The sequence below is a fragment of the Albidovulum litorale genome, from assembly GCF_025751495.1.
Taxonomy (GTDB): domain Bacteria; phylum Pseudomonadota; class Alphaproteobacteria; order Rhodobacterales; family Rhodobacteraceae; genus Albidovulum; species Albidovulum litorale.
Map to the genome: position 1 here is coordinate 704621 of NZ_JAOWKZ010000001.1, position 23123 is coordinate 727743.

The 23123-nt window shown below is 63.5% G+C and carries 26 protein-coding genes; 14 read left to right on the forward strand and 12 right to left on the reverse strand.

Annotated features, from left to right (window positions below; translation table 11 throughout):
* Nucleotides 1-67 precede the first annotated feature (67 nt).
* The 11 genes from OEZ71_RS03615 (at nt 68) to OEZ71_RS03665 (ending at nt 11610) form a co-directional block, all read left to right on the forward strand.
* Complete coding sequence (locus tag OEZ71_RS03615) at nt 68-1099, forward strand: LacI family DNA-binding transcriptional regulator (RefSeq protein ID WP_263738548.1); 1032 nt, start codon at nt 68-70, stop codon at nt 1097-1099.
* A gap of 116 nt (nt 1100-1215) precedes the next feature.
* On the forward strand, nt 1216-2520 hold the full coding sequence (locus tag OEZ71_RS03620) for an ABC transporter substrate-binding protein (protein WP_263738549.1): 1305 nt from the start codon (nt 1216-1218) through the stop codon (nt 2518-2520).
* A gap of 117 nt (nt 2521-2637) precedes the next feature.
* Entirely contained in the window at nt 2638-3504 is an 867-nt protein-coding gene (locus OEZ71_RS03625) for a carbohydrate ABC transporter permease (protein ID WP_263738550.1), read from the forward strand.
* 8 nt (nt 3505-3512) lie between these two features.
* A complete protein-coding gene (locus OEZ71_RS03630) occupies nt 3513-4343 on the forward strand; it encodes a carbohydrate ABC transporter permease (RefSeq protein ID WP_263738551.1) in 831 nt (276 codons plus the stop codon).
* A gap of 10 nt (nt 4344-4353) precedes the next feature.
* Nucleotides 4354-5358: an ABC transporter ATP-binding protein gene (locus tag OEZ71_RS03635; RefSeq protein ID WP_263738552.1), complete on the forward strand. Its 1005-nt coding sequence runs from the start codon at nt 4354-4356 to the stop codon at nt 5356-5358.
* On the forward strand, nt 5355-6128 hold the full coding sequence (locus OEZ71_RS03640) for an L-iditol 2-dehydrogenase (RefSeq protein ID WP_263738553.1): 774 nt from the start codon (nt 5355-5357) through the stop codon (nt 6126-6128). The genes OEZ71_RS03635 and OEZ71_RS03640 overlap by 4 nt, the downstream gene beginning before the upstream one ends.
* Nucleotides 6129-6157: 29 nt before the next feature.
* A complete protein-coding gene (locus tag OEZ71_RS03645; RefSeq protein WP_263738554.1) occupies nt 6158-7621 on the forward strand; it encodes a mannitol dehydrogenase family protein in 1464 nt (487 codons plus the stop codon).
* Between the two features lie 177 nt (nt 7622-7798).
* Entirely contained in the window at nt 7799-8365 is a 567-nt protein-coding gene (locus OEZ71_RS03650; protein ID WP_263738555.1) for a paraquat-inducible protein A, read from the forward strand.
* Nucleotides 8332-8967, forward strand: a complete 636-nt coding sequence (locus OEZ71_RS03655) for a paraquat-inducible protein A (protein ID WP_263738556.1) — start codon at nt 8332-8334, stop codon at nt 8965-8967. The genes OEZ71_RS03650 and OEZ71_RS03655 overlap by 34 nt, the downstream gene beginning before the upstream one ends.
* The gene (locus tag OEZ71_RS03660) at nt 8964-11048 is read left to right on the forward strand and encodes an MlaD family protein (RefSeq protein ID WP_263738557.1); all 2085 of its coding nucleotides are present in this window, start codon (nt 8964-8966) and stop codon (nt 11046-11048) included. Before OEZ71_RS03655 ends, OEZ71_RS03660 begins: the two co-directional genes overlap by 4 nt.
* 4 nt (nt 11049-11052) lie before the next feature.
* A complete protein-coding gene (locus OEZ71_RS03665) occupies nt 11053-11610 on the forward strand; it encodes a PqiC family protein (protein WP_263738558.1) in 558 nt (185 codons plus the stop codon).
* A 21-nt stretch (nt 11611-11631) separates the two neighbouring features.
* On the opposite strand, the gene OEZ71_RS03670 is transcribed toward OEZ71_RS03665, so the two are convergent.
* The 5 genes from OEZ71_RS03670 to OEZ71_RS03690 all read right to left on the reverse strand — a co-directional run bounded on the left by OEZ71_RS03670 (nt 11632) and on the right by OEZ71_RS03690 (nt 16129).
* Nucleotides 11632-12696 carry a GGDEF domain-containing protein gene (locus OEZ71_RS03670; protein WP_263738559.1) on the reverse strand — a complete coding sequence of 355 codons (1065 nt, stop codon included), beginning with the start codon at nt 12694-12696 and terminating at the stop codon, nt 11632-11634.
* On the reverse strand, nt 12696-13277 hold the full coding sequence (locus OEZ71_RS03675; protein WP_263738560.1) for a heme NO-binding domain-containing protein: 582 nt from the start codon (nt 13275-13277) through the stop codon (nt 12696-12698). The genes OEZ71_RS03670 and OEZ71_RS03675 overlap by 1 nt, the downstream gene beginning before the upstream one ends.
* A gap of 161 nt (nt 13278-13438) precedes the next feature.
* Entirely contained in the window at nt 13439-14992 is a 1554-nt protein-coding gene (locus OEZ71_RS03680) for a trimethylamine methyltransferase family protein (RefSeq protein WP_263738561.1), read from the reverse strand.
* Nucleotides 14993-15091: 99 nt separating this feature from the next.
* The gene (locus tag OEZ71_RS03685) at nt 15092-15802 is read right to left on the reverse strand and encodes an HAD family hydrolase (RefSeq protein WP_263738562.1); all 711 of its coding nucleotides are present in this window, start codon (nt 15800-15802) and stop codon (nt 15092-15094) included.
* A gap of 69 nt (nt 15803-15871) precedes the next feature.
* The gene (locus OEZ71_RS03690; protein ID WP_263738999.1) at nt 15872-16129 is read right to left on the reverse strand and encodes a DUF3572 domain-containing protein; all 258 of its coding nucleotides are present in this window, start codon (nt 16127-16129) and stop codon (nt 15872-15874) included.
* Between the two features lie 84 nt (nt 16130-16213).
* Here OEZ71_RS03690 and OEZ71_RS03695 point away from each other — a divergent pair, with 84 nt between their 5' ends.
* The gene (locus tag OEZ71_RS03695; protein ID WP_263738563.1) at nt 16214-17635 is read left to right on the forward strand and encodes a diguanylate cyclase; all 1422 of its coding nucleotides are present in this window, start codon (nt 16214-16216) and stop codon (nt 17633-17635) included.
* 6 nt (nt 17636-17641) lie between these two features.
* Here OEZ71_RS03695 and OEZ71_RS03700 read toward each other — a convergent pair whose 3' ends face one another.
* The 4 genes from OEZ71_RS03700 to OEZ71_RS03715 form a co-directional block, all read right to left on the reverse strand.
* A complete protein-coding gene (locus tag OEZ71_RS03700; RefSeq protein ID WP_263738564.1) occupies nt 17642-18112 on the reverse strand; it encodes a periplasmic heavy metal sensor in 471 nt (156 codons plus the stop codon).
* Between the two features lie 2 nt (nt 18113-18114).
* Nucleotides 18115-18471 (reverse strand): hypothetical protein, encoded by a 357-nt coding sequence (locus OEZ71_RS03705; RefSeq protein WP_263738565.1) that lies wholly within the window; start codon nt 18469-18471, stop codon nt 18115-18117.
* A complete protein-coding gene (locus OEZ71_RS03710; protein ID WP_263738566.1) occupies nt 18464-19048 on the reverse strand; it encodes an RNA polymerase sigma factor in 585 nt (194 codons plus the stop codon). The genes OEZ71_RS03705 and OEZ71_RS03710 overlap by 8 nt, the downstream gene beginning before the upstream one ends.
* 95 nt (nt 19049-19143) lie before the next feature.
* Entirely contained in the window at nt 19144-19755 is a 612-nt protein-coding gene (locus OEZ71_RS03715; RefSeq protein WP_263738567.1) for an EF-hand domain-containing protein, read from the reverse strand.
* 175 nt (nt 19756-19930) lie between these two features.
* Here OEZ71_RS03715 and OEZ71_RS03720 point away from each other — a divergent pair, with 175 nt between their 5' ends.
* Both OEZ71_RS03720 and OEZ71_RS03725 read left to right on the forward strand, forming a co-directional pair.
* On the forward strand, nt 19931-20329 hold the full coding sequence (locus tag OEZ71_RS03720; RefSeq protein ID WP_263738568.1) for a DUF983 domain-containing protein: 399 nt from the start codon (nt 19931-19933) through the stop codon (nt 20327-20329).
* Nucleotides 20322-21008 (forward strand): NUDIX hydrolase, encoded by a 687-nt coding sequence (locus tag OEZ71_RS03725; RefSeq protein WP_263738569.1) that lies wholly within the window; start codon nt 20322-20324, stop codon nt 21006-21008. Before OEZ71_RS03720 ends, OEZ71_RS03725 begins: the two co-directional genes overlap by 8 nt.
* A gap of 4 nt (nt 21009-21012) precedes the next feature.
* Here the strand turns inward: OEZ71_RS03725 and OEZ71_RS03730 are convergent, their stop codons facing one another.
* Genes OEZ71_RS03730 through OEZ71_RS03740 form a run of 3 tightly spaced genes read right to left on the reverse strand, consistent with a single transcriptional unit; the run spans nt 21013 to nt 23048 of the window.
* Nucleotides 21013-21906, reverse strand: a complete 894-nt coding sequence (locus tag OEZ71_RS03730; RefSeq protein WP_263738570.1) for a DMT family transporter — start codon at nt 21904-21906, stop codon at nt 21013-21015.
* Nucleotides 21907-21943: 37 nt separating this feature from the next.
* The gene (locus OEZ71_RS03735) at nt 21944-22840 is read right to left on the reverse strand and encodes a fatty acid desaturase (protein WP_263738571.1); all 897 of its coding nucleotides are present in this window, start codon (nt 22838-22840) and stop codon (nt 21944-21946) included.
* The gene (locus tag OEZ71_RS03740) at nt 22833-23048 is read right to left on the reverse strand and encodes a DUF2061 domain-containing protein (RefSeq protein WP_263738572.1); all 216 of its coding nucleotides are present in this window, start codon (nt 23046-23048) and stop codon (nt 22833-22835) included. The genes OEZ71_RS03735 and OEZ71_RS03740 overlap by 8 nt, the downstream gene beginning before the upstream one ends.
* Nucleotides 23049-23123: the final 75 nt, after the last annotated feature.

Sequence of the window (23123 nt, forward strand, 5' to 3'; positions counted from 1 at the left end):
AAAGACCATCCGGTCGTCGGATATCGACACCAGACACCGATCGCAGACTCTTGCGGGGCACGACAGAATGAACGATCCGAAAATCCGGAATATGGAAGAATTCGCGACCGCCAGCGGGATCTCGCGGCCGACGGTTTCGAAATACTTCAACGATCCGCAAAGCGTGCGGGAATCCACCCGTCAGCGCATCGAGGCGGCGCTGGAACAGTATGACTATCGCCCGAACATCTACGCGATCAACCAGAACCGGCGGCTGACCAAGAACATCGGCATCGTGGTGCCCTACCTCGCCGATCCGTTCTTTGCCGAGATCGCCAGAAATATCGAAAACCTGATCATCGCCTCGGGCTTCCGTACGATCCTGCTCAGTTCACATGGCGATCCCAAGCAGGAGATGGACAACCTCGATTTGCTGCGATCCATCAAACCGGCAGGCGTGCTGCTGGCGCCTCTCGGGCGCGCTTCGGATCCGGCTGCGGTCAAAGCGTTCTGTGACGATGTGCCAACAGTTCTATTCGACTGCAATATCAGTGATTTAGGAGAAGCTTTTATAGGTCACAACAATGTGCAGGCTACCGAGCAGATCTGCGAATACCTATGCCGGACCGGGGAACCACCGGTCTTCTTCGAGATGCGCACCCCGCCCAACCCGAACGCCTATCGTCGCCGTAATGCCTATTGCGAGGTCATGGAAAAGCTCGGTTATCCCACCCAGCTTATCCAGGTTGACGGAGAGGGCTGGAACTTCGAGGAGATCGGCTATGTCGAGGGCAAGCGCGTAATCTCGCAACGCCTGCTGACCACAAACACCGTACTGTGCAGCAACGATCGCCTTGCCATCGGCTTCCTGACCGCCGCCTATGAGACGGGACAGCGCGTAGGTCGCGGCGAAGACTGCGCATTGCGGGTCGCCGGTCACGATAACCACCCCTACTCGCGCTTTACCTGTCCGCCGCTTACCACCATTTCGCATGACTATGTGCTGATCGCCGAAAAAAGCGTCGAAACCCTTCTGTCCTTTATCGAATCGGGCGAGCGGGCGCAAAGTCGTGAAACCACGCTGTTCGACGGCAAGCTCATGATGCGCAGCTCCGCGTAAGCAATTGGTTTCCGCTCGCTTCTATTTATCTTTACGCGCGTAAATTTTTAATTTGACGGAGCGGCAGGATTGTCGTTATCGTTAACGGGTCACATCCAAGTACAGGGAGGAGTCGGATGTACCTGAGGAACGCACTTCGTGCGGCAACGGCGCTATCGCTGCTGACCGCCGGCGGCGCATTTGCCGAGACGATCACAATCGCAACGGTGAACAACGGCGACATGATCCGCATGCAGGGTCTGTCCGAGGATTTCACCGCCAAGACCGGCCATACGGTCGAGTGGGTCACGCTAGAGGAAAACGTCCTGCGCCAGCGTGTCACGACAGATATCACGACCAAGGGCGGTCAGTTCGACATCATGACGATCGGCATGTACGAAACCCCGATCTGGGGCAAGAACGGCTGGCTCGTCCCGCTGGACGACTTGTCCGCTGACTATGACGTTGACGACCTCCTGCCGGCCATGCGCAGTGGTCTGAGCTACGACGGTACACTCTACGCGGCACCGTTCTACGGCGAAAGCTCGATGATCATGTACCGCACCGACCTGATGGAGAAGGCCGGGCTCGAGATGCCTGAAGCACCGACCTGGGAGTTCATCCGTGAAGCTGCCGCAGCGATGACCGACCGTGCCAACGATATCAACGGAATCTGCCTTCGCGGCAAGGCCGGCTGGGGTGAAGGCGGTGCCTTCATTACAGTGACTGGCAACTCCTTCGGTGCACGCTGGTTCGATGAGGACTGGAACGCGCAGTTTGATCAGCCGGAATGGGCCGAAGCGCTCAACTTCTTCGTAGGCATGATGAACGAGTCCGGCCCTGCCGGCTATGCGACCAACGGCTTCAACGAAAACCTGTCGCTGTTCCAGCAGGGCAAGTGCGGCATGTGGATCGACGCCACCGTCGCCGCCTCGTTTGTCACCAACCCCAACGATTCGACGGTGGCCGACAAGGTTGGCTTTGCGCTCGCGCCGAACCACGAGGGCGTCGAAAAGCGGGCGAACTGGCTCTGGGCCTGGGCACTGGCAATCCCGGCCGGCTCGCAGAAAACCGACGCCGCCAAGCAATTCATCGAGTGGGCCACCTCCAAGAGCTATATCGAATTGGTGGCATCGAAGGAGGGCTGGGCCAATGTTCCGCCCGGTGCGCGCATCTCGCTTTACGAAAACCCGAACTACAAGGACATCCCGTTCGCCAAGATGACGCTCGACTCGATCAATGCGGCTGATCCGACGAACCCGACCGTCAAGCCGGTGCCCTATGTCGGCATCCAGTTCGTTGCGATCCCCGAATTCGCAGGTATCGCGACGGATGTGAGCCAGGAATTCTCGGCCGCCTATGCCGGTCAGCAGACCGTCGAGGAAGCCCTGGAGAAAGCCCAGGCGATCACCACTGACGCGATGGAAGCTGCTGGCTACTAAGCGCGGCCCGTCTGAACCAGAGGGCGGTGAACCGCCCTCTGGCACCCTATAAATCCTTGCCAGGCCAAAGTCACCGCTAGCACTGTGCTTCCTGCACAATCAAGGGAGGTTTGCCCGATGGCCACGAAAGCTTCACGTTCCGCCGCCCGGGTCATGATGGCCCCCGCCGTCATCCTTCTTCTTGGCTGGATGCTCGTGCCCCTGATCATGACCCTGTGGTTCTCGGTCAGGACCTATCTGCCGCTGCGCGGCGGCGATCTGGGCTTTGCGGGCATCGACAACTATATCCGATTCCTCACGTCGTCCGCCTTCTGGCCGGCGGTCGTGGCGACCCTGACCATCGTCGTCGGCGCATTGCTGATCACGGTCGTATTCGGCGTGCTTCTCGCCATTTTGCTGGACCAGCCGATGTGGGGTCAGGGCATCGTCCGCATCCTCGTCATCGCGCCCTTCTTCGTTATGCCGACCGTATCGGGCCTGGTCTGGAAGAACATGTTCCTTGACTCGGTCAACGGCCTCTTTGCCCATGTCTTCAAGTTCTTCGGCGCGACGCCGGTCGAATGGATGATCGACAAACCCTTCTTCAGCATCATCCTCATCGTCAGCTGGCAGTGGCTGCCCTTCGCCACCCTGATCCTTCTGACTGCGATCCAGTCGCTTGACAGTGAACAGCTGGAGGCGGCCGAAATGGACGGCGCGCCGCCCCTGAAGCGGTTCTGGTTCATCACCATCCCGCATCTGAGCCGCGCCATCACCGTGGTCCTCCTGATTGAGACGATCTTCCTCCTGTCGATCTTTGCCGAGATCTTCGTCACTACCGCCGGCGCATTCGGCACCAAGACGCTCACCTACCTGATCTTCCAGCGTGTGCTGGAAAGCCAGAACGTGGGCCTCGGTTCCGCCGGTGGTGTCTACGCAATCATCCTTGCCAACATCGTTGCCTTCTTCCTGATGCGCATTGTCGGCAAGAACCTGGACGCGTGAGGTAAATCATGGCCCGTGCCGTCACCAGCCGCCGCAAAACGATCAACACCGCCCTCGCCTGGGGTGTCGGCCTGATCATCTTCTTCCCGATCCTCTGGACGATCCTCACGAGCTTCAAGACAGAGGGCGACGCCATCACCTATCCGCCAAAGTTCCTGTTCTTCGACTGGACGTTGGAGAACTACTCCATCGTGCAGGACCGGTCGGACTACATGCGCTATCTGTGGAACTCGGTGATCATCGCCGGGGGGTCCACGCTTCTCGGCATCATCATCGCCGTGCCCGCCGCCTGGTCGATGGCCTTCGTGCCCTCAAAGCGGACCAAGGACATCCTGATGTGGATGCTCTCCACCAAGATGCTGCCCGCTGTCGGCGTGCTTTACCCGATCTACCTGATGTTCATCAAACTCGGGCTTCTCGACACCCGCATCGGCCTTGTAATCGTGCTAATGCTCATCAACCTGCCGATCATCGTCTGGATGCTCTACACCTATTTCAAGGAAATCCCCGGTGAGATCCTTGAAGCCGCGCGGATGGATGGAGCGAGCCTGAAAGAGGAAATCCTCTATGTCCTGACGCCGATGGCGATTCCGGGCATCGCCTCGACGATCCTTCTGAACGTCATCCTAGCCTGGAACGAAGCCTTCTGGACACTGAACTTGACGGCTGCCAAGGCCGGTCCGCTCACGGCCTTCATCGCCAGCTATTCCAGCCCCGAGGGCCTCTTCTACGCAAAGCTCAGCGCGGCCTCGACCATGGCAATCGCGCCGATCCTGATCCTTGGCTGGTTCAGCCAGAAACAACTCGTCCGCGGCCTGACCTTCGGCGCGGTGAAATAAGGGGAAGCCAATGGGACGCATCACACTCGACAAGGTGACGAAAAGTTTCGGCGCGACCGAGGTCATTCCACCCCTTGATCTGACCATTGAGGACGGCGAGTTCGCGGTCTTCGTCGGCCCTTCGGGCTGCGGCAAGTCAACGCTCCTGCGTCTGATCGCGGGGCTGGAGGACGTGACAAGCGGCACGATCCGCATCGACGGAGAGGACGCGACGATGGTGCCGCCCGCCAAACGTGGCTTGGCCATGGTGTTCCAGTCCTACGCGCTCTATCCGCATATGTCGGTGCGCAAGAACATCGCCTTCCCGCTCAGGATGGCAAAGATGGCGCAGGATGAGATCGACCGCCGCGTCCAAGGCGCCGCATCGGTTCTAAACCTCACCGACTATCTCGACCGGCGGCCCGGCCAGCTGTCAGGCGGCCAGCGCCAGCGCGTTGCCATCGGCCGCGCCATCGTGCGCGAACCGGCCGCCTTCCTCTTCGACGAACCGCTTTCCAACCTCGACGCGGCTTTGCGTGTCGGCATGCGACTGGAAATTTCCGAACTTCACAAGCGCCTTGCCACGACGATGATCTACGTCACCCACGACCAAGTTGAAGCCATGACCATGGCCGACAAGATCGTGGTGCTGCGCGCCGGTCATATCGAACAGGTCGGCTCGCCGCTGGAACTCTACCGGGAACCGCGCAACCTCTTCGTCGCGGGATTCATCGGGTCGCCGAAAATGAATTTCATCGAAGGGGCGGAGGCCGCAAAGCACGGTGCCCACACAATCGGTATCCGCCCGGAACATATCGCCGTTTCAGAAAGTGAAGGGGCATGGTCCGGCAGGGTCGGCGTTTCAGAGCACCTTGGGTCCGACACGTTCTTCCACATCCACGATACAGGTCTGGCCGAGACGATCACCGTCCGCGCCGACGGAGAGGTCGGCTTCCGCCACGGCGACCGGATTCACCTCACCCCGCGCGACGACGTCGTTCACAAATTCGACGCGAAGGGCCTCCGGATCGCATGAAAAGGCTCGACGGCAGAACCGCGCTGATCACCGGTGCAGCGCGCGGCATTGGCCGTGCCTTTGCCGAGGCCTATATCGGCGAGGGCGCCCGCGTCGCCATCGCCGATATCGACATCGCGCGGGCCCGGGAAACCGCGAGGGACCTCGGCGATGCGGCCATCGCAGTCGCACTGGACGTGACCCGGCAGGACAGTATCGACGCCGCAGTCGCCGAGACCGCGCAACAGCTCGGACAGATCGACATCCTGATCAACAACGCGGCGATCTTCACCGCCGCGCCGATTGTGGAGATCAGCCGCACAGATTACGCCCGCACGTTCGAGATCAATGTCGCAGGCACGCTTTTCATGATGCAGGCCGTCGCCCGCCACATGATCGACCGCGGTATCCGCGGGCGCATCATCAACATGGCCAGCCAGGCCGGGCGGCGCGGCGAAAGCCTCGTTGCCGTCTATTGCGCCACAAAGGCGGCCGTCATCAGCCTGACCCAGTCGGCCGGGCTGAACCTCATCCGTCACGGCATCAACGTGAATGCCATCGCGCCGGGCGTGGTCGACGGCGAACACTGGGACGGTGTCGACGCCTTCTTTGCGAAATACGAAGGCAAGGCCCCCGGCCAGAAAAAGCGCGAGGTGGGCGAGGCCGTCCCCTATGGCCGCATGGGCCGGGCCGTGGACCTCACCGGCATGGCGATCTTTCTTGCCAGCGACGAGGCCGAATACGTCGTGGCCCAGTGTTACAACGTCGATGGTGGCCAGTGGATGAGTTGATGAACAACATGATGCAGAGACCCCGACCAATGAAACTCTCCAACGCGACGCTCGCCGCCCTGCCGGAAAGCGTCCGCCGCCCGACCTATGACCGCGCGGGATTGACGCCCGGGATACTGCACATCGGTCTTGGCAATTTTCATCGCGCTCATCAGGCGTGGTATCTGCACCGGCTGATGCAATTGGGCTTTGCCCACGACTGGGCCATCGTTGGCGCGGGTGTGCGCCCGGTCGATGGGGAGCAGCGACGGAAGATGCTGGCGCAGGACTGCCTGACCACTTTGATCGAACTCGATCCCGCCGGTATGAATGTCGAGGTTACCGGCTCAATGATTGACTATGTGCCGGTAGAAGAGGGCAACGCCGCCCTGATCGCGCGCATGGCCGAACAGGGCATCCGTATCGTTTCGACGACAGTAACCGAGGGCGGCTATTACCTCGACCCGGCGGAAAAGACCTTCGACGCCCGCCATCCCGACATCCTCCATGACGCCGCCAATCCCGAGCGCCCGCGCACGGCTTTCGGGGCCATGGTGGCCGCTTTGCGGTTGCGCCGCGATCAGGGGGTAGGACCCTTCACCGGGCAATCCTGCGACAACCTGCAAGGCAACGGCGATGTCTTGCGGCAGACGGTGGTCGGGCTGGCGCGGCTGAGTGACCCCGATCTGGCCAACTGGATCGATCAGAACTGCACATTCCCCAATTCGATGGTGGACTGCATTGTACCTGCGACGGGCCCCAAGGAACTGGCGCTGGCACGGGAAATCGGGATCGACGACGCGGTTCCCGTCACGCATGAGAACTTCCGTCAATGGGTCATTGAAGATGACTTCTGCGCCGGTCGTCCGCCCTTTGAAAAGGTGGGCGTCACCTTTTCAGACAATGTTCATGCCTATGAGACCATGAAACTGCGCCTTCTGAATGCCTGTCATTCCGCAATCGCAGAGGCGGCGCAGGTCCTCGGGGTCGACACGATCGCGGGTTGCATGTCGCACAACCTGATTTCGGCTTTTGTCAGAAGGCTCGCCACGCAGGAAATCGCCCCAACAGTCAAGGCAGTGCCGGAATTCGCGCCGCTCGACTACGCGGAGCTTATAATGCGGCGCTTCTCGAACCCCAAGATTGTCGACACGACACGCAGGGTGGCCGCTGACGGGTCTTCCAAGCATCCCGGGTTCATCCTGCCGATACTGAAAGAGCAACTGGCGACCGGTGGAGCAATCGAGGGCCTCGCCCTCGTCGAAGCGGCCTGGGCCCGGATGAGCGCAGGCGTGCGCGAGGATGGCAGCAAAATTGACATAAACGACCCGAACCGGGCAGACCTTGTCACAGCCGCAAACGCAGCCCGGACGCGTCCCCGGGCATGGCTTGAACAAAGCCAGTTTTACGGCGATCTGTCCCGAGAGTCCCGCTTTGCTGATGCCTTTGAAGGCTGGCTGAGCTTGATCTGGGCCGAGGGTATCAGCATCGCACTCGCGAAGTACACGACCTGACCCTGCCCCCCTATCGCCTCTCCACTCCCGCGCATATAAGATCGCCATTGCAATGACGCGGCGAGACACGGGCTACGGATCTTGAGACAGGCTTCCCCAGACACGTCCGAAGACGGTCAAACCCCGGCCGGATTGGATAGGCTGATCGCCTGCCCGACATGCGACGCGCTTCATAACATGGCGCAGGTACCGACGGGTGCAAAGGCGCGTTGCCATCGCTGCCACACCGTTCTGATGACACCCCGTCAGGGCGCGATGACCCGGATCGTTATGCTGGCGGCAACGGCGGCCGTTCTGATGATCGCCGCAATCTTCTTTCCCTTCCTTGAACTGCAGGTCGGCGGCCTCAGCCGAAAAAGCTCGGTCTTCGATGCGATCACCGCGTTCAGCGCAAGCGGCATGCTGCCGCTTTCCATCGCCGTTGCCGCGCTGATCGTCGTCCTGCCTTTCGCCCGGCTCGTGGCCATCGCCTATGCGCTCGGACCAATGGCGCTCGGCTGGCACCCAGCCCCACAGGCCGCGCGCGCCTTCCGCTGGGCCGAGGCGACCCGGCCCTGGGCGATGGCCGAGATTTTCATCGTCGGCGTCGCGGTGGCGCTGGTGAAAATTACCGGGCTTGCGAAGGTCACGCCCGGCCCGGCATTCTGGGCCTTCGCGGCCCTGGTTCTGGTCACCGTCCTCAAGGACTCGTTCATGTGCAGGCTGACAGTATGGAAAACGCTCGAAGAACGCAGTCGGTCCTGACCGCGCGCCGGGCGGGGCTTGTGGGCTGCACGACCTGCGGGCGCGTCCATGCGCGGCAAGCCGTGACCTGCCGACGCTGCGGCAGCCGGCTCGCCAGCCGGGACACGGGCAGCCTGCAACGGGTCTGGGCCTGGCTTTTCGCCGGGATGATCGCCTACATTCCGGCCAATCTCTACCCGATGCTCGTCACCTCGACCTTTGGCAAGACACAACAGAACACCATAGTCGGCGGCGTGATCGAGCTCTTTGACCACGGCTCATGGGGCGTTGCGCTGATCGTCTTCGTGGCGTCGGTGCTGATCCCGATCGGCAAGTTCATCGCCATCGCCTATCTGGCAGTGTCGGCCCGCTCTGCCGTGGTGATCCGCGGCCACGGGCGGCAGCACCTTTACGAAGTGGTCGAATTCATCGGCCGCTGGTCCATGATCGACGTTTTTGTCGTGGCGATCCTCGCGGCCCTCGTGCAACTCGACTTCGTCGCCACCGTCCACCCCGGCATCGCCGCCGCAAGTTTCGCGCTTTCGGTTGCGTTCACCATGATTTCCGCGCAGAACTTCGATCCCAGACTTCTCTGGGACGCCTATGAGGCTGACGACACGTGACCGATCCGAAACCCGCCGACCTCGATATCTCCGCCGCGCGCCCGTCGTTCTGGCGGAACCTCTCTTTTGTCTGGCTTGTGCCGGTGCTGGCGCTGGTCATTTCACTTGGCCTCGCGTGGCAGAGCTTTTCCCAGCGCGGCGTCGCGATCACCATTTCCTTTCCCAATGCGCCGGGTGTCACCCCGGGTGAAACAACCCTGCGCTACCGCGACGTGGTGATCGGAACCGTCGAAAAGGTGACCTTCAGCGAAGACCTGTCGCAGGTCGTGGTCCATGCAAGGGTCGACAAGGACGTGGCCCCCTATATCGACAGCGAGGCGCAGTTCTGGATCGTCAGCCCCAAGGTCTCCACGCGCGGCATCACCGGTCTGTCGACCGTGCTTTCGGGCGTGTATATCGAAGGCGCCTGGGATCAGGAGTTGGGGGCAGAGCAATATGCCTTCGTCGGGTCCGATGGCCCGCCTTTGGAACAGCCCGGTCGGCCGGGGCGGCGCATCACCCTCATGACCACCGACGGCAGGCTGATCTCCGAAGGTGCACCGGTCTATTATCACGGCGTTGAAGTGGGGCGTCTGGAAAAACCGCGCCTGACGATCAGTTCCGACGCCATCGTCGTCGATGCGTTCATCGAGGCCCCGCATGACCGCCGACTGAACTCGGCTACCCGGTTCTGGGACACGTCGGGCTTTTCCGTGTCGCTCGGCGGTCAGGGCCTGACGCTCGACTTCGACTCAATCGCATCGGTCGTGGCCGGCGGCGTCAACTTCGACTCCGTCTATGAGGGTGGTGAGCCGGTCAGCGTTGGCCACGTCTTCACCATCTATCCGGATGAAACAGAGGCGCGACGCAATCTGCTCGCACGTTCGACCGCCGATGCTGTCTCCATCGCCGCCGAATTCGGCGAATCCGTTTCGGGCCTCGAACCCGGCGCGCCGGTCCAGTATGGCGGGCTGAAGATCGGCGAAGTCTCCGCCATCTCAGCCGATATTCAAGAAACAGAAACCGGACCGCAGATCCGGCTTCTGGCCAATCTGGCCATCGAACCCGACCGGCTCGGCCTTGCCGCAGGCGCGGGACCCGATGACGTACTCGACTTTTTCGATGCCGCCGTGGAACGTGGCCTGCGGGCACGCCTTGCCGCCGCCAACCTCTTCAGCGCCGCCCTTGTGGTGGAACTCGTGGAACTGCCCGACCTGCCGCCCGAAAGTTTCCAGCGCGAGGCAACGCCGCTGCCGATCCTGCCCAGCGTCGAGTCGAACCTGCCCGACTTCACCGCGACCGCTGAGGGCATGCTGGAACGCATCAACTCGCTGCCAATCGAGGAACTCTTGGATCAGGCGATCAGCCTCATGGCCTCGATCGAGGCCGTGGCCTCGTCTGAAGGCACCCGCGCCGCGCCGGATGCGGTCGTGGCGCTTCTCGAAGACACCCGCGCTTTGGTGAATGACGAGGCGACACGCGCCCTGCCCGGCGACATCCGCGCCGCTGTCGCTGATCTGCGCGGCATCGTGGCCGAACTGAAAGAGGCGGGCGCCTTCGACAATCTCGCCGCCGCGCTGAAGCGCGCGGACGAGGCGGCAACGAACTTCGCCACCGCATCGCAGGAATTCCCGGCTTTGGTCGAGGATCTGCGCGCGGTCGCCGCCAAGGCCAATTCGCTGGAGGCCGAAGAACTCGTTGCCGCCGCGACACGGGTCCTGGACAGCGCCGACAAGGTGATCGGCACCGAAGCCGCGCGCGATCTGCCGCCCGCCCTCAATGCCGCCCTCGGCGAGATCCGCGCGAGCCTTGCCGAACTGCGCGAAGGCGGCGCAGTTGAAAACGCCAACGCCACCATGGCCTCGGCGCGCGAAGCTGCCGATGCTGTGGCCGAAGCCGCAGCGGGCCTGCCGGAGCTTTCGACCCGGCTCGAACGGCTCGTAGCACAGGCCGAGGGCCTGATCGCGGCCTATGGCGACCGCTCGCAGTTCAACGACGAAACGCTCTCTGCCCTGCGCGAGGTGCGGCAGGCGGCGCGCTCGGTCAGCCAGCTGGCCCGGGCAATCGAACGCAACCCGAATTCGCTTCTGATGGGACGGTGATGTGATGCGGTATTTTCCGGTGATCTTTCTTCTGGCCGTCTCGGCCTGTGGCGCAGGCAACGAGGCGCGGTTCCTGATCGACCCGCCCGCCGCAGGTGCCGAAATCCCGGTCCGGGTCTCGACCATCGAGGTGCGCGAGGCATCGCTCCCGGCCTATGCTGCGGCAGTAGAGATCGCGCAGGCCGATGAGACCGGCGCGCTCCGCAATATCGAGGATACGCTCTGGGCCGACGATCCGGTGCGAGGGGTGACCATGGCATTTGCCCGCAGCCTAGATGATGCGACCAGCGCCACCGTCGCGGCCGAACCCTGGCCGCTGGCCGAACCGGCGCAGGCACGGATCGAACTCCGCGTCGAACGGATGCTCGCACGCGCCGATGGCACATTCGAATTCACCGGCCAGTATGCCATTGCCGCGCCTGACGGTGCGTTGCGCGAACGGGTACGCCGGTTTGCCATCCAGACGCAGATCGACGGGACCGGACCGGCGGCCATCGCCGCGGCTTCGGGTCGCGCCATCGCCGAGCTTGCCCAGTCGGTCGCAGCCGAGCTTCGTCGCTGATCACCCTGCCAAGCGCCAGCCTCATGGCCAGTCGGGCTCCGGCGGGCCGCAATCCGGCTGGACCATTTCCGCCTCCTCGATGCCCGGAGTGTAGATCGTGCAGCGCGCGCGCCCCCTCCGCTTGGAGAAATAAAGCGCCGCATCCGCATCGTGCAGCATCCGGTCGGCATCCGGCCGGTCATAGAGCCGCGACAATGTCACCCCGATACTCGCCGATACCCAGCAAGGCTGGTCCTCGAACGCCACCGGCTTTTCGATATCCTCGATCACCCGACGGGCGATGCGCGTGATCATCGCCTCGTCGATCGGTCCCGGCAGGATCAGCACGAACTCGTCTCCACCGACCCGCGCGATGATATCGTGCCGTCGCGTCGCTGTGCGCAGGGCGTCTGCCACCGAGGTCAGAACCAGATCGCCCGCCGCATGGCCGAGCGTGTCGTTGACCGACTTGAAATAGTCGAGGTCGATCTGCATCAGGGCAAAGCCCTCGCTGCCACGGTCGATGCCGTCAATCGCGCGTTGAAGTTCCTGATCCAGCGCGCGCCGGTTTGCTAATCCCGTCAGCGCATCGGTCAATGCCTGCGCCTCTGCCGCACGCTGCGCGACCTGAAGACGGCGGTTCAATGCGGCAAGTTCCTCCATCACGGCGGCCTTTACCTCGGTAAGGTAAAGCAGTTCGACCGTCAGGTCGGTGGGCGCAAAATCGGCATTGGTCAGCGCATGTTCGCGGACCGCATCGGCGACCGCGATCCCGAAAGACAAGTTGACGAGCACGCCCTGCCCCTCCTGCAAAGGCACAACTAGCCCCCGCAGCGGGGTGCGCGGCGGTTCGCGCAGGGCCAGATGCAAGCGCTGACCGGCAAGCACACGCAATTCCTCCATCGACTGAACCCGCGCGGGTTTACGGATCTCGAAAACCTCCAGAAACCGCGTGCCCGTCAGGGCGAACCCGTCGCAAAGCTTTGCCAGCGTGGCGCCGACCGATCTTATATGCCCACTGGGCGCCACCCAGAGATACATCGGCATCAGGCGGCCAAGATCGGCATCGGCCAAGAGCGCCGTATCGCTATGCGGATTGCCGTCCATCATGGCCGCGCCGGCCCCGCGAGGTCGAAATGCCGCCCAACCGCGAACCGCGCGTCCAGCAATTCGATAGCTACACTGCCGGAATCGCTTTCCTCCGCCCCTGGTTCGATCAGGACGAGCGATCCGTAGTCATCCGCCATCGCCCGCAGAATGCCGGCGAAGACCGCTGCGAAACCGCTGTGCCGGGCCCGGCAGACCAGCGTATACCGCCCCGCCCCGGCCGGGGTCAGGACCAGATCGGGAATGTCGAGTTCCGGCACCGCCAGCCGAACCCGTTCCGGCAATTCGTCCAAGGATTGAAGGAAATCGACATAATCGACGCCACCGAACCGCAACAACCGGCGCAGCGGTTCCAGCCCGGCAAGATAGATGCCGACATCCTCCAGCAAGGCCTCGCGCGGTTTGCCGAGCCGCCGCGCAGCGGCGTCGATGACCACGTCGGTCAGACCGTCGTCATAGCTCAGAAGCGCCTCGAACCCGGCTGGGGAAATTCCCACCTCTGATGCCACCTTCGCCCAAAGCTCTGCGCCATACGTGTCCCTCAGGAAACACTGTATCGACCGGTTCACCAGACCGTGCATGCTAACCCTTTCCCTATTCCCGGGTCAGGCTAAGCGCAGTCGAGTTAAGAATTGGCGAAAGCCCCAGCGCGCGGCTCAGGCCCGAGCAGGCTTCGCGTCTCGCGAAGACTGCGAGAGATGTCTTGTGCGCGGGTCCGGCCCGCGCACTCCGCTTGACAGGATCAGTAGTCGGTCGGTGCGCCGCCTTCGGATTTGCGGCGGGCAACGAAGTCTTTCAGTTCCTCCTGCACGCCCGCATCCATCGGCGGTGCCTCGAACTCGGCGATGATAGACTTGAAGATGCGATGGGCGCGCTCAGCGGTCCAGACCGACCCGTCCAGCTGCCAGGCTTCATAGTTGCGCCAGTCCGAGGCGATGGGCTGATAGAAGGCGGTCGTGTAACGCTCTTGCGTGTGCTGACAGCCGAAATAGTGACCTTCGGCGCCGACCTCGGCGATCGTGTCGATGGCGATGTCGTCGGGCGTCGTCGCCCAGACAGCAGGCTCCATGTAGCGCTGCAGCATCTGCAGCACTTCGCAGTCCATCACGAACTTCTCAGGCGAGGCGATCAGGCCGCCTTCCAGCCAGCCCGCCGCGTGATAGACCATGTTCGTGCCCGACTGCATCGCGGCCCAAAGCGAGTTGCAGGTCTCCCACATCGCCTGACCGTCCGGCACGTTCGCGGCACAGACGCCCGAAGACCTCAGCGGCAGCTTGTAGAACCGCGCCATCTGGCCGGTCATCTGGGTGGCCCGCATGTATTCCGGCGTCCCGAAGGCGGGCGCGCCAGACTTCATGTCAACATTCGACGTGAAAGTGCCGATCCCCACAGCGGCCCCCGGGGCGACGTATTGCAGAAGCGCGATCGCGGCCAGGGCCTCGGCGATCGACAGGGTCACTGCGCCCGACATCGTCACCGGCGCCATGGCCCCAGCCAGCGTGAAGGGTGTCACGATCACCGCCTGCCCGTTCCTGACAAGCCTGAGCGCCCCGTCGATCATCGGGAAATCGTGTTTCAGCGGCGAGACGGAGTTGATGTTGGTATACATATGCGGGGCGGAACGGAATGCCTCGGGCGAAAGCCCGCCAGCGATGCGCACCATCTCCATCCCGTCTTCGACCCGCTCCTTGCCCAAAGCATAGGCGTGGCAAACCTTGTCGGTCAGCGTCAGCTTTTCATAGAGGCAGTCGAGATGACGGACCGAGGCGTGAACGTCCACCGGCTCCACCGGATAGCCGCCCGCGAAGTGGATGCAGTTGAAATACTGCGTCAGCTTGATGAAGTCGCGGAAGCCCTCCATGAAGCCCGTGACCTTGCCGCGTTCCAGATCCCAGTAATTCGGCGGCGAGGAGACGTTACCGAACAGGATATGCTTGCCGCCGAAGGGCAACCTGCGCTCGGGGTTCCGCGGGGTAACGGTGAATTCGGCGGGTGCGCGGCCCACCATCTCCATCACGAAGTCCTCATCCATTCGGACGGTATCACCATCGACCTTGCACCCGGCCTCCTTGAAGATACCCAGTGCCTCGTCGTTGAGGAAACGAATGCCGATCTCGCTCAGGATACGCATCGCGCCTTTGTGGATGGCCTGAACCCCCTCCGGGCCCATCGGCTCGATCGGGCGGTCAGGGTTGACCGGAATGCGCCACGGCATCTGGTCTACGGCCTTGACCCCGGCCCGTTCGGCATGGCCTGCCCGGCCACCTGCCCGCTTACGCCTGATTTCACTTGTCATGGTCGCGTCCCCAACTTCCGTTACCGATCACAATCGGATCGGCGACAGCGGGAATCGCATCGCTCTGCGACATAGGGCGTCGTTTTTGCGCCGCTGCCCTCAGGTCTCAGCCATCGCCTGACGGTCGATCCAGTCCGGCAGATGGCCGATATCGGGAAGAACCGCATCGGCGAGCGGCGCAAGCTCCTCCTGCCGGGCCACACCTGTCAGAACGGCAACCGTCCGCATGCCCGCCTCGCGACCGGCGATGAGGTCATGGCGGCTGTCGCCGACCATCACAACCTCGGCCGGAACAAGTCCCTGCGCCCGCGCGAAGGCCAACAGCGGGCCGGGATCGGGCTTGGCCCCGTATCCGCTGTCAAAACCGGAAACGAAGTGAAAGAACCGCCCGACCCCGGCGCTTGCCAGATGCGCGGTCGCCGGTTCCTCGGCATCATTCGTCGCTAGCCCAATGCGCAGACCGCGTGCTGACAGGCGTTCGAAGAGGTCCTCCAGCGGCACTGCGGCCACCTGCTCGGTCGTGGCCGAGACGGCATTCATCCTCGCGACCAGTACCGCGCGGTCGGCCCCCGGCAGATGCTGCAGCAGATAGGTGGAAATCTCGGCCGGGGTCCCTGCGATTACCGGGCTGTCCGGCGTGAAGATACCTGTGTCAAGATTGAACCCCACAGCCCGCCCGAGCACTCCGGCAAGGGCCTCCGATCCTCCGGCAAGCTCGGTCAGCATCACGCGGGCCCAGTTGCTCCAGGTCGCGGTGAAATCGAACAGGGTTCCGTCCTTGTCGAAGACAAGTCCTCGTATCTCAGCCATGGGTATCGTTCCGATCCGAAATGAAGCCAGACACTGCACCAGGACACGCCCCGAAGGCAACGGCGGGTTTCAGGTCCAGTGCGTCTCGGCGCCGCCGGGCAGGGCCTGCCGCGCGGCCATGGGTTCGGTATAGGCCAGCCCCGCAGCATCGCAGAAGGCAACGACCCAGGCATCGTCCATCAGGATGAAATCCAGCACCGAGGATAGAAAATCAGGATCAGACGCACGGTTGCGCAGCTCGTCCGGTGCCGTTCCGCTGGCCCCGAGGAAGACCGGAAGCAGGTCATCATTGCCAACCAGCCAGCCCAGCGCGCGCAGTGCGATCATCTCGGCGAAATCCCGCCTGCTGTCAGATGAATTTACCACTCCCTGCCCCGCTCGAAAGTTTTTCTTAACCATTGCAAACAAATGATGAGGGCACCGGATGACGAAGTAAACACGATGGAGCGTCTCGTGGCTGGCAAGGTCCTGATCGTCGATGATGTCGCGACGAACCGCATTGTCCTCAAGGTCAAGCTGGCGGCCGCATTTTACGAAACGATTCAAGCATCTGGCGGCAGAGAGGCCCTGGATATCGCGCGCAAAGTCCGGCCCGATCTTATCCTCCTCGATGTGGAACTGCCCGATCTTAACGGAATCGCTGTTTGCGAGAGTTTGAAGAACGATCCCGCCACCAGCGACATTCCCGTCGTGATGGTCACGGCATTTCGCGACATGAACCGCAAGATGGAGGCCTTGCGTGCCGGAGCCGAGGAAGTGTTCTGGAAACCTCTCGACGAAACGGTCCTCCTGGCGCGGATGCGTAGCCTTCTCAGGGCGCGCGAAACCGCGCAACAACTCGGGCTGCGCGACAGCACCTATCGCGAGCTTGGCTTTGCAGAACCGGCTCAGACCTTTGCCGGTCGGGCGCTCATCGGGGTCGTCGCCGACCGCCCCGAATTCGCGCTGGCCCTGAAACGCGAACTTTCAGCCTTTCTCGACGACAACTTCGTTGTGCTCGACCGCGAAACGGCGCTGGCGCCGCGCCTGAACGGACCGATGCCCGACGTCTATCTCGTCGCCGCTAATCTCGGCGGTCCGGGAGAGGGGTTGCGGCTCTTGTCCGAACTGCGCTCGCGCGCGGCGACGCGCTATTCGTCGGTCTGCGTTATCCTGCCCGCCGAGGCGCGCGAGGCCGCGGCGATGGCCCTCGACCTTGGCGCTTCCGACCTAATCGAAGCATCGGCCGACCCCGAGGAAATGGCGTTGCGCGTCCGGACCCAGATCGTCCGCAAGCAGCAATCCGATCGCCTCCGCAGCTCGCTTGCCGACGGGTTGCGGCTGGCGATGACCGATCCGCTGACAGGACTGCACAACCGGCGCTACGCCCTGCCGCATCTGGCCCGGATCGCCGACCGCGCAGCAGGGGCCGGACGACAATTCGCGGTGATGGTTTTGGACCTCGACCGCTTCAAATCGGTGAACGACACCTACGGCCACCCCGCAGGCGACTCGGTGCTGGTCGAAATCGCCGGGCGGCTGCGCTCCAATCTCCGGGCCGTCGATCTTCTGGCGCGGATCGGCGGCGAGGAATTTCTCGTGGCCCTGCCCGACACCACGCCCGAAGCCGCGCAGCTCACCGCCGAACGCCTGCGCCGGGTGATCGGCGAACGCCCGGTTCCGCTGCCGGGTGGCTCCGGAACCATTCCCGTCACGATGTCGATCGGTCTTGCCCTTGGCCCCGGCCGTCCCGGCGGCACTGTCGAGGACCTGATCGGACTTGCCGACCGCGCGCTTCTTGGCGCGAAGGCCGAGGGACGCAATCAGGTGACGGTCGGGCTGAGCGCGGCGTGACCGCTCTTACCGCCGCTGGCGGCGCTTCAGTTCGGCGTCGATCCGGTCGGCAAGGGCCGCGCGGTCCGTTGCACTCATCGCCGCGATACGGTCACTGATCAGCCGTCGGCCAAGGTCGAAGCGCTCCGTCATCCGCGCAGAATGTCCGGCAATCAGCGCATCCACGGCAGACGGGTCCCACGGCTCGGCCCGCAAAACCTCGGCCAGCCGGGCCATGTCCTCGCGTGTCTGGGCCCGGTGATCGCGGAAACCGGGTTCCGCGGCGATGAAGGCATCGCGCAAAGCCCGCCGATCCTCGCGCGTCAGCACTTCGGTGAAGATCCCCGCGCCGATATCGCCATGCGGCCGCCAGCGATGATGGTTCAGCGCCGATCCGGCGACCACCGCGACGATGAAGAGGTTGAAGGCCAGCGACAGGATGAGGGTGATCTTCAGACCCCGCCCCATGCCCTGCGCTTTTCCGGTCGGCTCTGCCATGCTCATTCCTCCATCTCCATCGCCAGCGCGAACAATTCGGCCTGCGGCAGCAGGTCGACCACGTCACTGGCCCCGACCAGTCCGCCCGTCAGCTGATCGGGATCGGCAAGCTCGGCATAGCCGATCCAGAGCCCCGCGACAGTCGCCGTGGCCAGCCCACCCAGTCCCTGCCAACCGCCGAGCAGATCGCCGATCCGCGACAGCAGACCCGGCCCGCGCACAGGCACAGGCGCAGGCCGTGCGGCTTCCGCATCGGCCAGCACGCGGGCCAACAGCGCCTCCGAAGGCTCCGGCGGATACGCACGCGCGGCCGAGAAGAAACCTTCCAGCCCGTCGTCGTCATGCTTGCGATCAGTCATCGTCATACCCCAGTTCTGCGCGCCGCCCGGCCAAAGCCGCCGTCAATCCACGTTTTCCCCTTGCCGTCAGGCTTTCGACCGCCTCGACGCCCACGCCCATGATCTCGGCAATCTCGGGGTTGGACAGCCCTTCGAGATGGCGCAGGATCACCGCTTCGCGCTGGCGTTCCGGCAGGGCCATCAGCGCAGCATCCAATGCCGCCGCCCGCTCTGCCTCGATCATCCGTCCAACCGCCCCGGGCGCCGTCTCCACCGGTTCCGGCGCCTCATCCAAGGGCAGGCCGCGCCGTTTCCTCAGGCGGTCGGTGGCAAGGTTGACCGCGACGCGGTAGAGCCATGTCGTGACCCTGGCCTGCCCGCCCTGCCAGTTCGGTGCCTGCCGCCAAAGCCTCAGCATCGCCTCCTGCGCCACATCCTCGGCCTCGGCCTTGTCGCCCAGCATCCGCGCGGCCACGCGAAATGCCAGCGGGGTCAGCCGAAGCGTCAGCACCCGAGCGGCCCCGGCATCGCCGCGGCCGTAAAGCGCCAGAAGCGCTTCATCCGATCTGTCATCCTCGGCGTCAAAGGCCATGGCCATCGTTCCCAAGACCCATAGCGTTCAGGCACGGCCCGAAAATTCACCTTTTCCGGGACGGCGCACAAGCTCCGTCCCGGCCTTCATTCCAGTAACGCTCACTCGGCGTCCTCGTCGTCCCAGCCGAACCACTGGCCCATACCGTGGCCCATGCCGTGACCGTAACCCATTCCGTGACCCTTGCCACGCATCGCCCGGCGGCCTTCGCGCATCTCGGACATCCTGGCCTTCATCGCCTCGGCCTCTTCCGCGCTCACCGCGCCGTCGCCATCGGCATCGGCCCGGTCGAACATCCGGTCATGCGCCGGCGGGGCCAGCATCTCGACCGCGCTGATCTTGCCGTCGCCGTCCAGATCGCGCATGGCGAACTGCCGGTCGACCATCGTGGTCACATGCTCCTGCATCTTCGCGGTCATGAAGGCGGTGGCCTCGTCCTTCGAGATCAACCCGTCCTTGTCGGCGTCGAGCCCCTCGATCGCCGCCTTGCGGTGGGCGTCCAGTTCTTCCTTCGTGATCTTGCCATCACCGTCGGCGTCGAACTCGGCAAAGTCGAAACCGCCGGCCCCCATCATTGCCGGCATCATCATTCCGCCCCCCATCATGCCGCCGCGCATTCCGCCGCGGTCATGGGCCGATACGATGGCCGGCACCGCGAGAAGCGCCACGCCAGAGAAAAGTGCGACGAGTGCATATGAAGTCTTGAAAGCCATGTCGTGTCCTTTCGGTAAAACCCGGCGGTGTCCGCCGCCGTCCAATCGTCAAACGGGTGTTGTCCCATTTTCCGTCGCCGCCCGCCGCAATATCCGCGACATTTTTTCACTCGGCCCGCATCTGCCTTCGCTTTCGCGGCCTGAAATGCTACAGGACATGCAACAGGAGACGCCCATGACCGATACGCTTGCCCTCCCCGAGGATGACCGCCCCGTGCGCCCCGCCATGTGGCGCGGCTGGCGCATGCGCTGCCCGAATTGCGGCGAGGGGCGGTTGCTGCACGGTTATCTGAAGGTCAATGACCGCTGCTCTGCCTGCGGTGAGGATCTGCACCACCAGCGCGCCGATGACGGGCCCGCCTATATGACGATCCTGATCGTCGGACACCTGATGGCGCCGATGATCATGTGGGCCTTTGTCAAGTTCCGCCCCGATCCGCTTGTCCTGTCTGCGGTTTTCGCCATCGGCTGCGTCGCCCTCTCGCTCTTTCTCCTGCCGCGGATGAAGGGGGTTCTGGTCGCGATCCAGTGGGCCAAGCGCATGCACGGCTTCGGCGCGGATTCCAATGGCTGAGACTGGAGAGGCCCCCCCGATCCGCGATGCCTCGACAGTGCTTCTGGTGCGCCGCGACAATGACGCTGGCCCCTCCATCCTCATGGGTCAGCGCGGCGCGGGCGCGGTCTTCATGCCGAACAAATATGTCTTTCCCGGCGGCGCCGTGGACCGGGGGGATGCCGACATCCCGCTGGCCGCGCCGATCGGACCAGTCTGCACCGAACGGCTCGGGCTCGACGCCGCCCCGGGGCTGGCAGGCGCGCTTGCCGCCGGGGCGATCCGCGAGCTTTGGGAAGAAACCGGCCTGATCCTCGGGCAAAGCGGCGCCTGGCCCGGGGCAGTGCCTTACGACTGGCAGGACTTTGCTGGATCGGGTTTCGTCCCCGCCGCCGCCCCTTTGACATTCGTCTTCCGCGCCATCACGCCGCCCGGCCGCCCGCGCCGTTTCGATGCGCGGTTCTTCCTCGCCGACGCGACCCATGTCGCAGGCGATCCCGATGATTTCTCGCGCGCCTCGGATGAGTTGTCGCATCTGCACTGGGTGCCGCTGACCGAGGCAAGGCGGCTGAACCTGCCCTTCATCACCGAGGTGGTTCTGGGCGAGGTCTCGGCCCTTCTGGACCGCAACGGCCCACCCGACAGTGTGCCCTTCTTCGACAATTCCGGGCCCGTTCCCCGGTTCCGCAGGCTGCAGTGACACCTCAGGCGAAGCTGAGGACGATCATCAGGACCGAGAGTACGACCAGCGCGATCCCCGCCATCTCGCGCGTCAGCAGGCGTTCGCGAAAGACCAGAACCGATGCAATCATGGTAAAGACGATCTCGGCCTGCCCAAGCGCCCTGACATAGGCTGCATTCTGCAACGCGAAGGCCGCGAACCAGCCGAGCGATCCGAGCATTCCGGTTATCCCGACCAGAACCGTCCTGCGCCAGCGGGTCAGGACACGGGCCAACTCGCCCGGCTCGCGCCATGTCAGCCATGCCGACATCAGGATCGTTTGCAGAAACGTCGCGGCGGCAAGCGCCACCAGCGCCCGGGTGAAGAACGGCAGGGGCATCAGCTCCAGCGTCGCGCCGCGATAGCCGATAGCCGAAAGGCTAAAGAGCCCGCCAGCCAGAAGGCCGTAAAGAACGGGCCGCCCGACCAGCTTTGCACCGGGCTCCAGCCCGCGCGACAGAAGGATCACACCGGCAAAACCGATCCCGATGGCCAGCCATCCCGCTGGGCTCACCGCCTCGCCAAGGATCACGGCGGAAAACAGCGCGACCTGCACCGTCTCGGTCTTGGTGAACGCGACACCCACCGCGAAGTTCCTCAGCGAGAAAAGCGCGACGGTGAGAAAGGTCGCGACGATCTGGGCAATGCCGCCAAGGGCCACGAATGCCAGAAAACGGGAACCGATTGCGGGCAGTTGATCGCCGGTCCCCAGCAGGACCAGCACGGCCAGCGTCAGGGCGATGGGCGCGGCGAACAGAAACCGTGAAAAAGTCGCGCCGCCAGTCGATAAACCCGCGCCCTTCAACTGCTTTTGCAGCATGAAACGCACGGTCTGCATGGCGGCGGCGGCCAGAGTGAAGATGACCCAGAGGCTCATGCGCCTCTTCTGTCACGCCGGACGTGCAGAGGAAAGATCAGTTCCCCGGACGCAGCGGATGCGGCACCGGATCCTTGGCCTTCAGGAAATACTGCCGGAAGATCTCGCCATAGGATCGGTACAGATACCCCTCGTTCCGGCGCAGGAACTCCTCACGCCGCTCGGCATAAAGCGCAGGCAGCTTGTACCAGGCAACACCGGGCTTTGCATGGTGCACCGTATGCAGGTTGTTATTAAGGAACAGGAAAGAGAAGACGCCCCGCCCCTCGACGATGACCGACCGGCCCCGCGCCAGATCATGGGCGCGGTGTTCAAGGAAGGTGCGGATCTTCAATATCGACATGCCGGCATAGGCCGAGGCGAAATAGGCAAGTACCGGCATCTCGGCAGCGGCGATCCAGAGCCCGAAAAGGATCAGCCCGGCCAAGTGCAAGGCCCAGTCGCGGGCGATCGCGCGATCTCCGTCAAGGATCGCGCGGGCATCGCCGGTATAGAGCGCATGAACCGACAAAGCCGGGCCGATCAGCATCCGGCCTAGAAGCGTGTTGTTCGCCCGCAAAAGGCGCTGCCGCCAGTGCGGCAGACCTGCCCAGACCACCGGGTCGAGATAGTTCGATTCCGGATCGTCATAGGGATCGGTCAGCCGCTCGTCGCGGTGATGCTCAAGGTGCAGGTCGCGGAACCGGCCATAGGGGTAGAAAAGCCCTATGGGCAGAAAGACCAGCGCCTCATTCAGCGCCTTCTTGCGGAAGGGATGGCCATGCAGCACCTCATGCTGAAGCGAGGAATGCAGCACCACCGACAGGATCAGCACCGCGATGCCGAGCGGCAGCCAGAGCGCGGCAAGAACCGTGGTCGCAAGCGCCCAGGCGAGGTAGCACCCGGTGAGAAGCGCCAGTGTCGGCCATTCGACGGTGCCACGCTCCTCAGACATGCCCGCCCCCTATGCGTCCCCAGGAGATACGGGACCAGACGCGCTCATAGACGATATAGCAGGTGAGGCCGATCAGCGTGTTCGCAACGGCCATTCCCCCGCCAAGCGCCGCCGAACCCGTCATCAAGAAGCCGACAAGGGCCATCGAGGCGAGGCCAAGCAGGTTCCACAGAATTGCCTTCAGAAACGTCCGTTTACGCGTATCCATTCACATCCCTTTCCCCTCAGACCAGCTAAGCGAAGACCGGGAAATTGCGAATTCCGAATATGATTAACAATTCTC

Coding starts and splice junctions, on each gene's coding strand:
- OEZ71_RS03620 (WP_263738549.1), top strand. CDS start 1,216: ATGTACCTGAGGAACGCACTTCGTGCGGCAACGGCGCTATCGCTGCTG.
- OEZ71_RS03665 (WP_263738558.1), top strand. CDS start 11,053: ATGCGGTATTTTCCGGTGATCTTTCTTCTGGCCGTCTCGGCCTGTGGC.
- OEZ71_RS03655 (WP_263738556.1), top strand. CDS start 8,332: ATGGAAAACGCTCGAAGAACGCAGTCGGTCCTGACCGCGCGCCGGGCG.
- OEZ71_RS03675 (WP_263738560.1), bottom strand. CDS start 13,277: ATGCACGGTCTGGTGAACCGGTCGATACAGTGTTTCCTGAGGGACACG.
- OEZ71_RS03715 (WP_263738567.1), bottom strand. CDS start 19,755: ATGGCTTTCAAGACTTCATATGCACTCGTCGCACTTTTCTCTGGCGTG.
- OEZ71_RS03700 (WP_263738564.1), bottom strand. CDS start 18,112: ATGGCAGAGCCGACCGGAAAAGCGCAGGGCATGGGGCGGGGTCTGAAG.
- OEZ71_RS03730 (WP_263738570.1), bottom strand. CDS start 21,906: ATGAGCCTCTGGGTCATCTTCACTCTGGCCGCCGCCGCCATGCAGACC.
- OEZ71_RS03720 (WP_263738568.1), top strand. CDS start 19,931: ATGACCGATACGCTTGCCCTCCCCGAGGATGACCGCCCCGTGCGCCCC.
- OEZ71_RS03705 (WP_263738565.1), bottom strand. CDS start 18,471: ATGACTGATCGCAAGCATGACGACGACGGGCTGGAAGGTTTCTTCTCG.
- OEZ71_RS03685 (WP_263738562.1), bottom strand. CDS start 15,802: ATGGCTGAGATACGAGGACTTGTCTTCGACAAGGACGGAACCCTGTTC.
- OEZ71_RS03645 (WP_263738554.1), top strand. CDS start 6,158: ATGAAACTCTCCAACGCGACGCTCGCCGCCCTGCCGGAAAGCGTCCGC.
- OEZ71_RS03650 (WP_263738555.1), top strand. CDS start 7,799: ATGGCGCAGGTACCGACGGGTGCAAAGGCGCGTTGCCATCGCTGCCAC.
- OEZ71_RS03625 (WP_263738550.1), top strand. CDS start 2,638: ATGGCCACGAAAGCTTCACGTTCCGCCGCCCGGGTCATGATGGCCCCC.
- OEZ71_RS03640 (WP_263738553.1), top strand. CDS start 5,355: ATGAAAAGGCTCGACGGCAGAACCGCGCTGATCACCGGTGCAGCGCGC.
- OEZ71_RS03615 (WP_263738548.1), top strand. CDS start 68: ATGAACGATCCGAAAATCCGGAATATGGAAGAATTCGCGACCGCCAGC.
- OEZ71_RS03680 (WP_263738561.1), bottom strand. CDS start 14,992: ATGACAAGTGAAATCAGGCGTAAGCGGGCAGGTGGCCGGGCAGGCCAT.
- OEZ71_RS03635 (WP_263738552.1), top strand. CDS start 4,354: ATGGGACGCATCACACTCGACAAGGTGACGAAAAGTTTCGGCGCGACC.
- OEZ71_RS03670 (WP_263738559.1), bottom strand. CDS start 12,696: ATGGACGGCAATCCGCATAGCGATACGGCGCTCTTGGCCGATGCCGAT.
- OEZ71_RS03695 (WP_263738563.1), top strand. CDS start 16,214: ATGAGGGCACCGGATGACGAAGTAAACACGATGGAGCGTCTCGTGGCT.
- OEZ71_RS03630 (WP_263738551.1), top strand. CDS start 3,513: ATGGCCCGTGCCGTCACCAGCCGCCGCAAAACGATCAACACCGCCCTC.
- OEZ71_RS03725 (WP_263738569.1), top strand. CDS start 20,322: ATGGCTGAGACTGGAGAGGCCCCCCCGATCCGCGATGCCTCGACAGTG.
- OEZ71_RS03690 (WP_263738999.1), bottom strand. CDS start 16,129: ATGATCGCACTGCGCGCGCTGGGCTGGCTGGTTGGCAATGATGACCTG.
- OEZ71_RS03740 (WP_263738572.1), bottom strand. CDS start 23,048: ATGGATACGCGTAAACGGACGTTTCTGAAGGCAATTCTGTGGAACCTG.
- OEZ71_RS03710 (WP_263738566.1), bottom strand. CDS start 19,048: ATGGCCATGGCCTTTGACGCCGAGGATGACAGATCGGATGAAGCGCTT.
- OEZ71_RS03735 (WP_263738571.1), bottom strand. CDS start 22,840: ATGTCTGAGGAGCGTGGCACCGTCGAATGGCCGACACTGGCGCTTCTC.